The sequence below is a fragment of the Yersinia artesiana genome, assembly GCF_902726545.1.
GTDB classification, from domain to species: Bacteria; Pseudomonadota; Gammaproteobacteria; order Enterobacterales; family Enterobacteriaceae; genus Yersinia; species Yersinia artesiana.
Map to the genome: position 1 here is coordinate 23,935 of NZ_CACVAD010000005.1, position 15,335 is coordinate 39,269.

Sequence of the window (15,335 nt, forward strand, 5' to 3'; positions counted from 1 at the left end):
ACTTGCAGGCATTGTCTGTCTGCGGCTAACTGACCTTAAAGAGATTCACTGTGAAAGTGTTAACTGTTTTTGGCACCCGGCCTGAAGCCATTAAAATGGCTCCTCTGGTGCATGCCTTGGCTCAGGATGAAGCCTTTGAATCAAGAGTCTGCGTCACTGCTCAACATCGTGAGATGTTGGATCAGGTGCTGCGTTTATTTGATATTCAGCCGGACTATGATTTGAATATCATGAAACCGGGACAGGGGTTAACGGAAATAACCTGCCATATTCTGGAAGGGCTAAAGTCTGTTTTGGCGGATTTTAAGCCGGACGTTATTTTGGTCCATGGCGATACCACGACGACGTTATCGACCAGTCTTGCTGCATTCTATCATCGTATCCCTGTCGGCCATGTCGAAGCGGGTTTGCGCACCGGGGACCTCTATTCTCCGTGGCCGGAGGAAGGCAATCGTAAGTTGACCGGTCACCTGGCTAAGTACCACTTTGCTCCGACTGAGAATTCTCGCCAAAATCTGCTGCGTGAAAATGTACCGGACGAACACATCTTTGTGACCGGTAATACTGTGATTGATGCGCTGTTCTGGGTGCGGGATCGGGTGATGAATAATCCGGAATTACGCGCCAGTCTCGCAGAGCGCTATCCCTTCATCGATACCAGTAAAAAAATGATTCTGGTTACCGGCCATCGCCGTGAGAGTTTTGGTGATGGTTTTGAGCGGATTTGCAGTGCATTAGCTAAAATTGCATGTAGCCGCTCTGATGTACAGGTGGTTTATCCGGTGCATCTCAATCCGAATGTCAGCGAACCGGTTAAGCGTATTTTGAAAGAGATCGATAATATCACCTTGATCGACCCACAAGATTACCTGCCGTTTGTTTATCTTATGAATCATGCTTATCTGATCCTGACGGACTCCGGCGGTATTCAGGAGGAAGCGCCTTCATTAGGTAAACCGGTATTAGTCATGCGGGATACCACTGAGCGCCCGGAAGCTGTCGATTCCGGTACGGTTTTGTTGGTTGGCACTGAGATTGATGACATTGTTGAAACAGTAACCCGCTTGCTGACTGATGAAACTGCCTATCATCAAATGGCAAAGGCGCATAATCCTTACGGTGACGGGCATGCCTGTCAACGCATCCTTGAAGCTTTAAAGAATCATCAGGTGACGCTATGAGTTTTGAAACAATTTCTGTTATTGGTCTTGGGTATATTGGCCTGCCAACTGCTGCTGCTTTCGCGTCGCGCAAGAAGAAAGTGATTGGTGTGGACGTCAACGCCCATGCAGTTGAAACCATTAATCGCGGTGCTATCCATATCGTGGAGCCGGATTTAGATAAAGTGGTGAAGATTGCTGTCGAAGGCGGTTACCTACAAGCTGTAACCAAACCACTGGCAGCAGATGCGTTTCTTATTGCCGTACCGACACCGTTTAAAGGCGATCATGAACCGGATATGGTTTATGTTGAATCAGCCGCTAAATCTATCGCTCCGGTGTTGAAAAAAGGTGATTTGGTTATTCTGGAGTCCACCTCTCCTGTCGGTGCCACTGAACAAATGGCACAATGGCTGGCTGAAGCTCGCCCTGATTTAAGCTTCCCACAGAACGCCGGTGAAGAGGCTGATATTAACATTGCTTATTGCCCTGAGCGCGTATTGCCAGGCCAGGTGATGGTGGAACTGATTCAAAATGACCGCGTTATTGGCGGTATGACACCGAAGTGCTCTGCCCGCGCCAGTGAATTGTACAAAATCTTCCTGGAAGGCGAATGTGTGGTGACTAATTCCCGCACCGCAGAAATGTGCAAGCTGACCGAAAATAGCTTCCGCGACGTTAACATTGCTTTTGCCAACGAATTGTCGCTGATTTGTGATGAGCAAGGAATCAATGTATGGGAACTGATTCGCCTGGCGAACCGTCATCCACGCGTTAATATCTTGCAGCCAGGCCCAGGTGTCGGCGGCCACTGTATCGCAGTTGACCCTTGGTTTATCGTTTCGCAAAATCCACAACTGGCCCGTCTGATTCACACCGCCCGTCTGGTGAATGATGGTAAACCGCTGTGGGTTGTTGATCGTGTTAAAGCGGCAGTTGCTGATTGTTTGGCAGCCACTGATAAACGTGCTTCTGAAGTGAAAATTGCCTGCTTCGGCCTGGCATTCAAGCCCAATATTGATGACCTGCGTGAAAGCCCGGCGGTTGAAATCGCCCATCTAATCGCACAATGGCACACCGGCGAAACGCTGGTCGTTGAGCCGAATGTTGAGCAATTACCGAAATCGCTGGTGGGCCACGTGACCTTGAAAGACACCGCAACTGCCTTGCAGCAAGCGGATGTGCTGGTGATGCTGGTAGACCACAGCCAATTCAAAGCAATCAAACCTGAAGATGTGAAGCAATCCTGGATTGTTGACACCAAAGGAGTATGGCGTTGAGACGTATTCTGGTCACAGGCGGAGCCGGTTTTATCGGCTCCGCAGTGGTAAGACATATTATCGATGGCACCTCAGATAGCGTGGTGGTGGTGGATAAACTCACCTATGCCGGCAATTTGGAGTCACTGGCGGTAGTCGCTCACAGTGAGCGCTATGCTTTTGAACAGGTTGATATCTGCGATCGTGCTGAGCTGGATCGTGTTTTTGCACAATATCAGCCGGATGTGGTGATGCATCTGGCAGCAGAAAGTCATGTTGACCGTTCTATAGATGGCCCCGCTGCTTTTATCGAAACCAACGTTGTGGGCACTTACCAGATGTTGGAGGCCGCGCGCCATTACTGGCAACCGCTGGATGCTGAGAAAAAATTGGCGTTTCGCTTCCATCATATTTCAACTGATGAAGTGTATGGCGACCTGCATGGCACTGATGATTTATTCACCGAAACAACACCTTATGCGCCAAGTAGCCCCTATTCAGCATCCAAGGCATCCAGCGACCATTTAGTTCGCGCCTGGCTGCGGACCTACGGTTTACCGACTTTGGTGACCAATTGTTCTAATAACTACGGCCCGTATCATTTCCCTGAGAAATTGATCCCGTTGGTTATTTTGAATGCGCTGGCGGGCAAACCACTGCCAGTCTATGGCAATGGCGCACAGGTGCGCGATTGGCTGTTTGTTGAGGATCATGCCCGCGCCTTGTATCAAGTGGTTACTGAAGGTGTGGTGGGCGAAACCTACAATATTGGCGGTCATAACGAGCGCAAGAATATTGAAGTAGTGGAAACCATCTGCGCGTTATTGGATGAACTGGTTCCGGAAAAACCGGCAGGCATTGCTCACTACCGTGACTTGATTACTTTTGTTAAAGACCGGCCAGGCCACGATATGCGTTATGCCATCGATGCCAGCAAGATTGAGCGGGAACTGGGCTGGAAGCCACAGGAAACCTTCGAAAGTGGCATCCGCAAGACCGTATTATGGTATTTGAATAATAAATCTTGGTGGCAGCGTGTTCAGGATGGTTCTTACGCCGGTGAGCGTCTGGGCTTGAGTGACTGATACTCTTCATCTTTCAAATTGCAGTTGGCTGCATATAACGTCTGCCTGATAGTTTCAGGAGATGGTAGTTTCAGGAGATCGAATGAAAGGCATAATTCTGGCAGGTGGCTCCGGTACGAGGCTGCACCCCATCACCCGTGGTGTCTCTAAGCAACTGCTTCCCGTGTATGATAAACCGATGATTTACTATCCGCTGTCAGTACTGATGCTGGCCGGAATCCGTGACATTCTGATTATCTCTACTCCTGAAGATTTGCCGTCTTTCCAGCGCTTGCTGGGTAATGGTGATGAGTTTGGTATCAATCTGAGCTATGCCGCACAACCAAGCCCAGATGGGCTGGCACAGGCATTTATCATCGGCGAAGAATTTATCGACAATGAGCCTTGTTGTCTGGTGCTGGGTGATAATATCTACTTCGGTCAGGGCTTTAGCCCTAAATTGAAAGCCGTCGCAGCGCGTGAGCATGGCGCGACTGTCTTCGGTTATCAAGTCATGGATCCAGAGCGCTTTGGCGTGGTGGAGTTTGATGACAATTTCCGCGCGCTATCTATCGAAGAAAAACCGACTCAGCCAAAGTCTAATTGGGCGGTGACCGGGCTTTATTTTTACGATAACCAAGTAGTTGATTTCGCGAAACAAGTTAAGCCATCTTCCCGTGGTGAGCTGGAAATAACCAGCATCAATCAGATGTATTTAGAACGCGGTGAACTGACGGTTGAATTATTGGGCCGTGGTTTTGCCTGGCTGGATACCGGCACCCATGACAGCTTGATTGAAGCCAGCACTTTTGTGCAAACCGTTGAAAAACGGCAAGGTTTCAAAATTGCCTGTCTGGAAGAGATCTCCTGGCGCAATGGCTGGTTAGACGACGACGGTGTAAGACGTGCTGCAACGGCTTTAGCGAAAACCGGTTATGGCAAATATCTGTTGGACTTGCTCCATGCCCGTCCACGCCAATATTGAGCCGCTGGTCTGGGAAAGTGAATTTTTCCAGCGCCAAAGTGCAAAACTTAACTTCTCCGACTCAGCCCCGCAACTTAACCCGGCTGAGTTGGATGCTTTTACCCTGACCCAAGCCAAAGTACCGACCCATCGCCTTGATCTTATTGACTCCCTCGGCCAGCTTGGTTTCAAGTTAGTTGAGGGTGAGGTTGATCTGGCCCTGTTAGTTGAGGAAAAAGATGGGGTTGGCACGGAAAATGCTTCATCTGCGCTAGATACTGGAACCTATCAACAGCGGCTGGCAACAACCGCCGATATCCCGTTATTGCGTAGTGTCGCTGCCCGAGCTTTTGCATTGAGCCGTTTTCGCGCTCCGTGGTATGACCCACAGGACAGCGGGCGCTTTTATGCATTATGGGCTGAAAAGGCCGTGTTGGGTACTTTTGACCATCAATGTTTGTTGGTGATGGATACATTTGGTCAGCCAGCGGGTTTTGTGACATTACGCGATTTGCACGATGGCAGCGCACGTATTGGCCTGTTAGCGGTATTTCCTGATGCGCAGGGTAAAGGTATAGGTTCATTATTAATGTCGGCGGCAAAGCAGTGGTGCCAGAGTCATGGGCTACACCAGTTACGGGTAGCCACTCAGATGAGCAATATTGCTGCTTTACGTCTTTATATTCGCAGTGGTGCCTCGATTGAGAGCACCGCGTATTGGTTATGCAGGGGATGAAATGATTCCATTTAACGCTCCACCGGTAGTCGGCACTGAACTGGGTTATATGCAGGCAGCAATCACCAGCGGCAAATTATGCGGCGATGGTGGCTTTACCCGTCGCTGCCAGCAGTGGATGGAGGAACACTTCGGTTGCCCGAAAGTCTTGCTAACGCCTTCTTGCACTGCCTCACTGGAAATGGCTGCGTTGCTGTTGGATATCAAGCCCGGCGATGAAGTTATCATGCCAAGTTTCACTTTCGTATCGACGGCGAATGCCTTTGTACTGCGCGGTGCGAAAATGGTGTTTGTCGATATTCGTCCAGATACTATGAATATCGATGAAACCAAGATTGAAGCCGCCATTACCGACAAAACCAAGGTTATCGTGCCGGTTCATTATGCAGGTGTAGCTTGTGAGATGGACACCATCATGGCGCTGGCGAAAAAGCATAATTTATTTGTGGTAGAAGATGCCGCACAGGGCGTGATGTCGACTTACAAAGGCAAAGCTCTGGGCACTATCGGCCATATTGGTTGCTTTAGCTTCCATGAAACCAAAAACTACACGGCGGGCGGTGAAGGTGGTGCGACGCTTATCAATGACAAGTCACTGATTGACCGTGCAGAAATTATCCGTGAGAAAGGCACTAACCGCAGCCAGTTCTTCCGTGGTCAGGTCGACAAATATACCTGGCGTGATATTGGCTCCAGCTATTTGATGTCTGACTTACAAGCCGCCTATCTATGGGGTCAGTTGGAAGCAGCCGATCAAATCAACCAGCGTCGTCTGGCGCTGTGGCAGGCCTACTATGAGGCTTTCAAGCCACTGGCAGAAGCTGGACGCATAGATTTACCGGTTATTCCTGGCAATCTGGCACAAAACGCGCACATGTTTTATATCAAACTGCGTGATATCGAAGAGCGCTCTGCGTTTATCAGTTACTTAAAAGAAGCTGAGATCATGGCGGTATTCCACTACATTCCATTGCATGCCTGTCCGGCAGGTGAGGAGTTTGGGCGTATGGCCGGTGAAGACCGCTTCACCACCAAAGAAAGTGAACGCCTGGTGCGCTTGCCTATCTTCTATAACCTGACTGATGTGAATCAGAGCACGGTCATTAATACTGTTCTAAGTTTCTTCGCCTGATATGTCTCTGGCAAAAGCATCGATTTGGACTGCTGGCTCTACGCTGATTAAGATTGGCGTAGGGCTGTTAGTGGTTAAACTGCTGGCGGTGACCTTTGGCCCTAGCGGTGTTGGGCAGGCGGGTAACTTCCGCCAGCTAATTACGGTATTAGGCGTGTTGTCTGGCGCGGGTATCTTTAACGGCATTACTAAATATGTTGCTGAATACCATCAGCAACCTGAACGTTTGCGTGCTGTGCTGGGGACTTCATCAGCGATTGTGCTGGGGTTTTCAACCCTGCTGGCACTGGTCTTTCTGCTGGCGGCCAGGCCGGTCAGCATTGCATTATTTGGTCATGCGGATTACCAGAATGTGGTGCGGGCGGTGGCGTTTATCCAAATGGGGATTGCCTACGCCAATCTATTCCTGGCTATTCTCAAAGGTTATCGCGATGCGATGGGGAATGCGCTGGCGGTGATTGGTGGCAGCCTGATTGGGGTGGTCGCGTACTATATTTGTTTCCGCATAGGGGGTTATCCCGGTGCGCTGGTGGGCCTGGCATTAGTTCCTGCGCTGGTGGTTATCCCTGCGGCAGCGATGCTAATTCGGCGCAAAACCATTCCGTTAAGCTATCTTAAACTTAGCTGGGACAAAGCATTAGCGAGCCATTTGGGTAAATTTACCATCATGGCGCTGATTACCTCAGTGACCTTACCGGTTGCTTATGTGATGATGCGTAACCTGCTGGCTGACCGCTATGGTTGGGATGCCGTCGGGATTTGGCAAGGGGTAAGCAGTATTTCAGATGCTTATCTACAATTTATCACAGCGTCATTTACGGTTTATCTACTGCCGACACTCTCAAGACTTAAAGCGAAAGCAGATATTTCCCGTGAAATTCTGCGCTCCCTGAAATTTGTGTTACCGGCAGTGGCGACCGCCAGTTTGATAGTCTGGTTGTTACGAGATTTCGCTATCTGGCTGCTATTTTCTCACCAATTTACGGCAATGCGCGACTTATTCGCCTGGCAGTTGGTCGGTGATGTATTGAAGGTCGGCTCCTACGTATTCGGCTATCTGGTGATTGCCAAAGCTTCTTTACGCTTTTACATTTTGACGGAAGTCAGCCAGTTCTTACTGTTGACCGGGTTTGCCCATTGGTTAATCCCAATGAATGGCTCTTTGGGCGCGGCGCAGGCTTATATGGCGACTTATATCGTCTATTTTGCGCTCTGTAGCTGCGTATTCCTTATGTATCGTAGACATTCATCACCGTAAACACTCTTTACAGTAGAAAAAAATGACAACCCTGATTCATGTACTGGGATCTGATATCCCGCACCATAATCTGACTGTATTGCGCTTCTTTAATGATGTGCTGAGCACTCGTGTGCCTGCCGAGCAGGCCCGACACTTTATGGTCGCGGCAAAAGAGACGGCTCCTTTCTCATCATTTCCTCAATTGGAAATCGAGACGCACAGCAATAAGAAAGCCTTGGCCGAAGCAGTGATTGCCCGCGCGCAGGCCTCCCGCGATACGCGTTTTTTCTGGCATGGACAGTTTAATGCTACTTTGTGGCTGGCGTTGCTGAGTGGGAAAATCAAACCGCACCAGGTTTATTGGCATATCTGGGGCGCAGATTTATACGAAGATGCTAAAAGCTGGAAGTTTCGCCTGTTTTATCTGCTGCGCCGTATTGCGCAGGGGCGGGTAGGGCACGTTTTTGCCACTCGGGGTGATTTAATTTATTTCCAACAGCGCCATCCGCGCGTTCCGGCATCACTGCTCTATTTCCCGACCCGAATGGACCCGGCGCTAACTGGCATCAATATTGACAAGCCGTTGGCGGGGCCAATGACTATTCTGGTAGGGAATTCAGGTGATACCACGAATCGTCATATTGAGGCGCTAAAGGCCATTCATCAGCAATTTGGCCCTGATGCCAGAGTGATTCTGCCAATGGGGTATCCAGCCAATAATGAACTGTATATTGAGCAGGTTAGGCAGGCGGGTCTGGCGTTGTTTACCCAAGATAACCTGCGCATTCTGACGGAACAGATCCCGTTCGACGATTATCTGAATATCCTACGTGAATGCGACTTGGGCTATTTTATTTTTAATCGTCAGCAAGGTATTGGCACTCTGTGTTTATTGACCCAGTTTGGCGTGCCCTTTGTGTTGAGCCGTAAGAATCCGTTCTGGCAAGATTTAGCCGAGCAGCATATTCCGGTGCTTTTCTACGGTGATTCGTTGGATGAACCATTGATCCGCGAGGCGCAGCGCCAGTTGGCGGGGCTGGATAAGCACGCTATTGCATTCTTTAACCCTAATTATATTGAAGGTTGGCAACAGGCGCTGGCGCTTGCCGCAGGAGAACATCCATGACGCTGGGGCAATTTGGCGGTCTTTTCAGCGTCTATTTGATAGCCGTTATTTTTATCCTGATATTGACGTATCAGGAGTTCAGGCGGGTACGCTTCAATTTCAACGTTCTGTTTTCAATGCTTTATTTGCTAACGTTCTATTTTGGTTTCCCACTGACATGCATGCTGGTGTTCCAGTTTGATGTCGCGGTGGTGCCGGTTGAGTACCTGCTGTATGCCATGTTGTCGGCTACGGCCTTTTATGGCATTTACTATGTGAGCTATAAAACGCGTCTGCGCAAGCCACGCAGCCAGCCCCGCGCACCGGTATTTACGATGAATCGGGTGGAAACCAATCTGACGTGGATACTGCTGGCGCTGGTGGCTATCGGCACGGTGGGAATCTTCTTTATGCAGAATGGTTTTCTGCTATTTAAGCTCGACTCTTACAGTAAAATCTTCTCCAGCGATGTCTCCGGTGTGGCACTGAAGCGCTTTTTCTACTTCTTCATTCCGGCGATGTTGGTGGTCTATTTCCTTAAGCAGGATATGCGTGCCTGGTTCTTCTTCCTGGCAAGTACGGTGGCATTTGGCATCCTGACCTATGTGATTGTCGGCGGCACCCGCGCAAATATCATCATCGCATTCTCATTATTCCTGTTTATCGGCATTGTGCGCGGCTGGATAACACTGTGGATGCTGGCAGCGGCGGGCGTCTTTGGCATTGTCGGCATGTTCTGGTTGGCGCTGAAACGCTACGGCTTGGACGTGAACGGCGCAGAGGCGTTTTATACATTCCTTTACCTGACGCGCGATACTTTCTCGCCGTGGGAAAATCTTGGATTGTTACTCCAGAATTACGACAAAATAGATTTTCAGGGCCTGGCACCTATTATCCGTGATTTCTACGTGTTTATTCCCAGTTCCTTATGGCCAGCTCGCCCAGACTTGGTATTGAATACCGCTAATTACTTTACCTGGGACGTGCTCGATAACCACTCTGGGCTGGCTATTTCCCCAACGTTGATAGGCTCTCTGGTGGTGATGGGTGGTGTATTGTTTATCCCGCTGGGTGCCATTGTAGTTGGGTTAATCATTAAATGGTTCGACTGGTTGTATGAACAAGGTAAAGCCGAGAAGAATCGCTACAAAGCCGCCATCCTGCAAAGCTTCTGTTTTGGCGCGGTGTTTAACATCATCGTGTTAGCGCGGGAAGGGTTAGATTCCTTTGTATCGCGAGTAGTATTTTTCTGTGTGATTTTTGGTGCCTGTTTGATACTGGCGAAATTGTTGTATTGGTTGTTCGATACGGCGGGTTTAATCAAGCAACGGGTGCAGCGCCATATTATTGGTAAGCCGAAGCCGTTATCCGTGCCGCACGAGAACAGCCAACTGTAAGGGTTATGATGGAACAGAATACTGAGATTCCAAAATCTATTGATATTCCCAAATATAGTGTCCGTGGCTTCGACATCTGGGGTTTTCGAGATATGGAGCAGACGCTGGATCATTTGCTGAGCAGTGGCCCGGTGAAAACGGGCACGTTGGTGGCAATGAACGCCGAGAAGCTGCTAAAAGCGGAAGATGATGCGGCATTACGTCAGTTGATCACTGAGGCTGAGTATCTGTACGCTGACGGTATCAGTATGGTGCGTGCTATCCGCCGTAAATATCCGCAGGCGAAATTGTCACGAGTGGCAGGGGCTGACTTGTGGGAAGCACTGATGCAGCGCGCGGGTCAGCAAGGGATACCGGTATTTTTAGTTGGTGGTAAACCTGATGTGTTGGCAGAAACTGAAGCCAAATTACGTGCGCAATGGAATGTGAATCTGGTGGGTAGCCAGGACGGCTATTTCACACCAGAGCAACGCGAAGCACTGTTTGCCCGGATTGCTGCCAGTGGTGCGGCAATTGTCACTGTTGCCATGGGGTCACCTAAACAGGAAATGTTTATGCGCGATTGCCGTAAAGTCTATCCTGATGCTCTCTATATGGGGGTTGGCGGGACTTACGACGTCTTTACCGGCCATGTTAAACGTGCGCCTAAGATATGGCAGAACATGGGGTTGGAGTGGCTCTATCGCCTTCTGGCTCAACCCAGCCGTATTCGTCGCCAATTCAAATTGCTGAAATTTGTGGGTTATTATTATAGCGGTCGCTTGTAATAACCTTCTTAGTGTCGGGGTCGATAAGGCCCTGATGCTATGAAACTTCATCTATCCATTCCCCTTATTAATATCACCACTCCTTAATTCCATTATGGAATCAATTTAATTATATTTATTCCATAAAGTTTTAGTTTCTTGTTTGCTTATCTGACTCAGATACGGAACGATACCGGCCGGTTACGGTTCTGTGGTGCGCGCAGCGTTTTTCTATGGGCCGTTTTCCTATTCTTTAATCTGTATTAATAATTAAGCTAAATATTTCATTTGGTCGTTAATCTTATATTGAATAACAACAACAACCGGGGCATCCGGAGCAGACACACCAGTCGGTTTATAGAGGATATATGGCAGACAACGAAGAGAAGAAAGGATTACACCGTGGGCTGGAAGCCCGGCATATCGAACTGATAGCGCTGGGCGGTACTATTGGAGTTGGGTTATTTATGGGCTCCGCCAGTACATTAAAATGGGCTGGGCCATCGGTATTACTGGCTTATATCATTGCCGGTTTGTTTGTATTTTTCATTATGCGCTCCATGGGCGAAATGCTCTATCTGGAGCCGGTTGCAGGCTCTTTTGCCGTTTATGCCCATAAATATCTCAGCCCCTATTTTGGCTACCTGACGGCTTGGGGTTATTGGTTTATGTGGATAGCGGTGGGAATATCTGAAATTACCGCGATTGGTGTATATGTCCAGTTTTGGTTCCCGGAAATCCCCCAATGGTTACCGGCTATTGCTGGGGTGGCGATAGTTGCACTGGCTAACCTCGCGGCGGTCAGGCTGTATGGCGAGCTGGAATTTTGGTTTGCGATGATCAAAGTAACCACCATCATTGTGATGATTTTGGTGGGGTTAGGGGTTATTTTCTTCGGTTTTGGTAATCATGGCCAACCTATCGGTTTTGATAACCTGACGGCCCATGGCGGTTTCTTCGCTGGAGGCTGGAAAGGCTTTATGTTTGCGCTGTGTATTGTGGTGGCGTCTTACCAGGGGGTCGAATTAGTCGGAATTACGGCTGGCGAAGCCAGAAATCCTCAGGTCACACTAAAGCGTGCTATCAATAATATCCTTTGGCGCATTCTGATTTTCTATGTCGGGGCGATTTTCGTGATTGTCACAATCTTCCCGTGGGACGGTATTGGCACTGGGGGCAGCCCGTTTGTACTGACCTTTGCCAAGATAGGAATAGTTTCAGCCGCAGGGATTATCAACTTTGTCGTGCTCACAGCGGCGCTGTCGGGTTGTAACAGTGGCATGTATAGCGGTGGGCGTATGCTATATGCCTTAGCGAAGAACCGTCAGTTACCCGCTTGCTTGACCAAGCTGTCGGCCAGCGGTGTTCCGGTTTATTGCATTGCCGTCACCATTTTATGTTTGATGGTGGGTTCTAGCCTTAACTACATCATTCCCAATCCACAGCAGGTGTTTGTGTATGTTTACAGTGCCAGTGTGCTGCCGGGCATGGTGCCGTGGTTTGTGGTGTTGGTGAGCCAGCTACGTTTCCGTCAGGCGCATGTTGAGGCACTGAAACAGCATCCATTTAAATCCATCATGTTCCCCTATGTAAACTACCTCACCATCGCTTTCCTGATTTGTGTGCTGGTGGGAATGGGGCTTAACCCGGATACCCGGTTATCTTTGTTGGTTGGGGTGATTTTCCTTGGCTTAGTGACCGCCTGCTATTTTTGCCTGGGAATGCATAAAAAGGTAGCAGTCGAAATTAAACGGCTATAAAACCAGCGAACAAGGCGGGGTGAGGGCTATCAATGGCTGACTTTTGCGGCAGAGTGTGCAAAGCGTAAGCAAACACACCATTTCTTCTAAAAAAGCACTAGACAGCCAAGTATTAAAACCGTAGTATCCTCACCCGCAACGGCGCTAAGCGCCCGTAGCTCAGCTGGATAGAGCGCTGCCCTCCGGAGGCAGAGGTCTCAGGTTCGAATCCTGTCGGGCGCACCATTAATTTTGTGTGCAAGAGCTGCGGTGGTAAGATTGCCGCGTACGACGAAGTCGAAGTAGGCTGTAAGTAGTAGGAAGTTATGGTGGCTATAGCTCAGTTGGTAGAGCCCTGGATTGTGATTCCAGTTGTCGTGGGTTCGAGCCCCATTAGCCACCCCAAATTTTGTGGAACATGCGATGGTGGCGGAATTGGTAGACGCGCTAGCTTCAGGTGTTAGTGTCCTTACGGACGTGAGGGTTCAAGTCCCTCCCTTCGCACCACACAAAACATGTAGATTTTATTAAGATTTACATGGACATAGGTCGAAAGACCATGTAGAGTGAGCAGTACGAAATCGGCGAGTAGCGCAGCTTGGTAGCGCAACTGGTTTGGGACCAGTGGGTCGGAGGTTCGAATCCTCTCTCGCCGACCAATTTCAGAAGAAACCCCGCAATGCGGGGTTTTTTTTCGTCTGTACTTTGCCTCAGCCTTGTTCGCATCAAATCGATTTCCCTCTTCTCCCTCTCATATCATCTTTATTCTGCTACCCACTGCTTATCCGTCCGACTTACATAAGAAACCGTTGTTGGCGCTCTTTGATCAAATTTGTCTTATGGCAGGAGCCGCCCTTTTCTTTATGAGGTGAAGAGCAAGGTGTTGGTTTTTTGCGACAAAAGTTGAATGCCTTGTCTCTAAATGGAGACGCGTAACCTAATGATAAATATATAGAAAAAAAATGGCAGTTTATACCGTCGTTTTGTAGCGACAGATCACCATGGTGGAGTGGAGCCCAGTATAGTGAAAGAGAGGTTTCGCAGGATAAATCAGTTATAAAATAAAGTTATTACTTATCAGTAAATTATAAATTTATTTATGGATGTTCGGGTAAAGGTTCGACCTGTTATGAAACTTGGCACGCTAACTGCATTATCTACTATGTAGATGCTCATCCCACTTATTATGACAGCCTGGTTTTTATAGCCAATTTAGCTTCATAAACCCAGGGATGATGCAGAGCCGATTTTAGGGTGCCTATTGTCCATGTAAACGATGTTGAATATCTTCATCACATACCGGGCATAACGTTGAGTGAGGCACCGACATTGTTGTCTGTAGACCTGAAAATTTCAGACGCTTGCCCTTATCGGCAAGCGTTTTTTTTGCATACCCTTCGTACCTGAAGCTACAGGGGGGTAGCTGCACGCACTTACCCGAATCAGGGGTAAAGAAAAGGCCCCAGAAGGAGCCTCAGACTGCTGACAAAGCCAAATGAAGGGGAGTCGTGCCGTTGGGGTCGTAGTGGCGTGAGCCACCGAAGTACCCCTAGGTGCGGTAAACCCTTCACTCACTGAGCTACTCGCGTACCATCAAAGTGACTCGCCATTCTGTCGCAATGTGAGTAATAACCCCTCGCGGCGAGCCTGAGCAGCATCTTCAGGGCGGTGTAACTTATCCAAAGCATCAGCCAGCCATGCATAATCATAGCCATCTGGGCGCTGCGCAAGTGCGGCTTTAAAGGCCTCACTGGCTTTCTCCCATTCGCCGTGTTTCAGCATCAACTGACCCAAAGTGCTATTAAGCAATGGTGTGGCTCCGTGCTGTTTGATGTGCTGGCGTAATGATTTTTCTAGTGGCTCTGGGTTGCCGGACTTCAAGCGCGGGATCAGCAACACCAGCCGTTCATCATACTGGCGTTTCAGGCCATCCAAAATGATCTGCTGGGCCACATCGCTATCATCACATTCAATCAGATGCTCGACCAAGGCGACTTGCAGTGGGATCTCATTGCGTACTTTGCGGCTTTGATCTTTCCACCAGCGTTTCAGGCCATCACTTCCTTCCTCTGCCATACACTGATTCATCATGCCAATATAAGCTTGCTGTTCCAGCGCGGCGATTTCCTCGGCGGTGTGCACCTGTACTTTGTTCATTGCCGGTAAAATTTCCAGTAATGAACTGTAAGCACCGGAACGGAGGTAAGCCTGCTCAGCCAGACGTAACACCTCCGGATGGCGTGGTGCTTGATCCAGGAGCCGATCAACACCATGACGTGCGGCATGAACATGCCCTTGTGCGAGTTGAATCCGCACCCGGGTAATATCGACCGGTAATTGATCGGTATCAGCCACTTCCGCAGCTCGTTCCAGATACTGATTAGTGCGGAATTCATCGCCGCGTTGCTGGGCCGCTTCCGCCGCCAGTAGGTAGTTCACCATCGGCTGTTCGGCGTGATCGGCATTGCGAGTCAATAACTTCTCAACTTGCTTGAAATCACCTTCAGCCAATTTGATCAGCGCCGCTTTGGTTTGCTTACGGGCACGAGTGCGTTTGCGGCCAAGGAACCAGCCACGGGTACGTGCGCCGGTACGGAAAATACGGCGTAATATCCATTCCACTATCAGGAATGCCACCAACACCAAGACCAACATAATGACCAAACCGGTCACACTGGTTTCGACGTTATAGTTGTCAGTTTGGATCAATACATAACCCTGATGACCGGCCAGCATGGGGCCAAGGACGATCCCGGCGGTCAGAATGAGGAATAACAGTAATACTCGCAGCAT

12 protein-coding genes and 4 tRNA genes are annotated in these 15,335 nt (G+C 49.2%); 15 read left to right on the forward strand and 1 reads right to left on the reverse strand.

What is annotated here, in order from left to right:
• Positions 1-50: 50 nt before the first annotated feature.
• From wecB to HU019_RS02460, 15 genes are all read left to right on the forward strand, one after another.
• Entirely contained in the window at positions 51-1,181 is a 1,131-nt protein-coding gene (gene wecB, locus HU019_RS02390) for a non-hydrolyzing UDP-N-acetylglucosamine 2-epimerase (RefSeq protein WP_174848109.1), read from the forward strand.
• Positions 1,178-2,440, forward strand: a complete 1,263-nt coding sequence (gene wecC / locus HU019_RS02395; RefSeq protein ID WP_005162605.1) for a UDP-N-acetyl-D-mannosamine dehydrogenase — start codon at positions 1,178-1,180, stop codon at positions 2,438-2,440. The genes wecB and wecC overlap by 4 nt, the downstream gene beginning before the upstream one ends.
• Positions 2,431-3,504: a dTDP-glucose 4,6-dehydratase gene (gene rffG / locus HU019_RS02400; RefSeq protein ID WP_174848110.1), complete on the forward strand. Its 1,074-nt coding sequence runs from the start codon at positions 2,431-2,433 to the stop codon at positions 3,502-3,504. The genes wecC and rffG overlap by 10 nt, the downstream gene beginning before the upstream one ends.
• An 82-nt stretch (positions 3,505-3,586) precedes the next feature.
• Positions 3,587-4,468, forward strand: coding sequence for a glucose-1-phosphate thymidylyltransferase RfbA (gene rfbA / locus HU019_RS02405; protein ID WP_174848111.1), 882 nt, complete (start codon positions 3,587-3,589; stop codon positions 4,466-4,468).
• Positions 4,446-5,183 carry a dTDP-4-amino-4,6-dideoxy-D-galactose acyltransferase gene (gene rffC / locus HU019_RS02410; protein WP_174848112.1) on the forward strand — a complete coding sequence of 246 codons (738 nt, stop codon included), beginning with the start codon at positions 4,446-4,448 and terminating at the stop codon, positions 5,181-5,183. Before rfbA ends, rffC begins: the two co-directional genes overlap by 23 nt.
• Position 5,184: 1 nt before the next feature.
• On the forward strand, positions 5,185-6,315 hold the full coding sequence (rffA, locus tag HU019_RS02415; RefSeq protein WP_174848113.1) for a dTDP-4-amino-4,6-dideoxygalactose transaminase: 1,131 nt from the start codon (positions 5,185-5,187) through the stop codon (positions 6,313-6,315).
• Between the two features lies 1 nt (position 6,316).
• Positions 6,317-7,573, forward strand: coding sequence for a lipid III flippase WzxE (gene wzxE, locus HU019_RS02420; RefSeq protein WP_174848114.1), 1,257 nt, complete (start codon positions 6,317-6,319; stop codon positions 7,571-7,573).
• Between the two features lie 22 nt (positions 7,574-7,595).
• Complete coding sequence (locus tag HU019_RS02425) at positions 7,596-8,681, forward strand: TDP-N-acetylfucosamine:lipid II N-acetylfucosaminyltransferase (protein WP_174848115.1); 1,086 nt, start codon at positions 7,596-7,598, stop codon at positions 8,679-8,681.
• On the forward strand, positions 8,678-10,057 hold the full coding sequence (gene wzyE / locus HU019_RS02430; protein WP_174848116.1) for an ECA oligosaccharide polymerase: 1,380 nt from the start codon (positions 8,678-8,680) through the stop codon (positions 10,055-10,057). The genes HU019_RS02425 and wzyE overlap by 4 nt, the downstream gene beginning before the upstream one ends.
• A gap of 8 nt (positions 10,058-10,065) precedes the next feature.
• Positions 10,066-10,824: a lipopolysaccharide N-acetylmannosaminouronosyltransferase gene (gene wecG, locus HU019_RS02435; RefSeq protein WP_005176198.1), complete on the forward strand. Its 759-nt coding sequence runs from the start codon at positions 10,066-10,068 to the stop codon at positions 10,822-10,824.
• A 347-nt stretch (positions 10,825-11,171) separates the two neighbouring features.
• Positions 11,172-12,563: a bifunctional threonine/serine APC transporter ThrP gene (thrP, locus tag HU019_RS02440; RefSeq protein WP_174848117.1), complete on the forward strand. Its 1,392-nt coding sequence runs from the start codon at positions 11,172-11,174 to the stop codon at positions 12,561-12,563.
• A 148-nt stretch (positions 12,564-12,711) separates the two neighbouring features.
• Positions 12,712-12,788, forward strand: a tRNA-Arg gene (locus HU019_RS02445).
• Between the two features lie 83 nt (positions 12,789-12,871).
• Positions 12,872-12,947 (forward strand) — tRNA-His (locus HU019_RS02450).
• Positions 12,948-12,962: 15 nt separating this feature from the next.
• Positions 12,963-13,049 (forward strand) — tRNA-Leu (locus HU019_RS02455).
• Positions 13,050-13,124: 75 nt separating this feature from the next.
• Positions 13,125-13,201 (forward strand) — tRNA-Pro (locus HU019_RS02460).
• Positions 13,202-14,135: 934 nt separating this feature from the next.
• Here the strand turns inward: HU019_RS02460 and hemY are convergent.
• Positions 14,136-15,335 (reverse strand): protoheme IX biogenesis protein HemY, encoded by a 1,200-nt coding sequence (gene hemY, locus HU019_RS02465; protein WP_174848118.1) that lies wholly within the window; start codon positions 15,333-15,335, stop codon positions 14,136-14,138.

Bases quoted from the DNA above. Each gene is read 5' to 3' on its own strand.
- wecC (WP_005162605.1), top strand. From the start codon at position 1,178: ATGAGTTTTGAAACAATTTCTGTTATTGGTCTTGGGTATATTGGCCTG.
- rffG (WP_174848110.1), top strand. From the start codon at position 2,431: ATGGCGTTGAGACGTATTCTGGTCACAGGCGGAGCCGGTTTTATCGGC.
- rfbA (WP_174848111.1), top strand. From the start codon at position 3,587: ATGAAAGGCATAATTCTGGCAGGTGGCTCCGGTACGAGGCTGCACCCC.
- rffC (WP_174848112.1), top strand. From the start codon at position 4,446: ATGCCCGTCCACGCCAATATTGAGCCGCTGGTCTGGGAAAGTGAATTT.
- rffA (WP_174848113.1), top strand. From the start codon at position 5,185: ATGATTCCATTTAACGCTCCACCGGTAGTCGGCACTGAACTGGGTTAT.
- wzxE (WP_174848114.1), top strand. From the start codon at position 6,317: ATGTCTCTGGCAAAAGCATCGATTTGGACTGCTGGCTCTACGCTGATT.
- HU019_RS02425 (WP_174848115.1), top strand. From the start codon at position 7,596: ATGACAACCCTGATTCATGTACTGGGATCTGATATCCCGCACCATAAT.
- wzyE (WP_174848116.1), top strand. From the start codon at position 8,678: ATGACGCTGGGGCAATTTGGCGGTCTTTTCAGCGTCTATTTGATAGCC.
- wecG (WP_005176198.1), top strand. From the start codon at position 10,066: ATGGAACAGAATACTGAGATTCCAAAATCTATTGATATTCCCAAATAT.
- thrP (WP_174848117.1), top strand. From the start codon at position 11,172: ATGGCAGACAACGAAGAGAAGAAAGGATTACACCGTGGGCTGGAAGCC.
- hemY (WP_174848118.1), bottom strand. From the start codon at position 15,335: ATGCTGCGAGTATTACTGTTATTCCTCATTCTGACCGCCGGGATCGTC.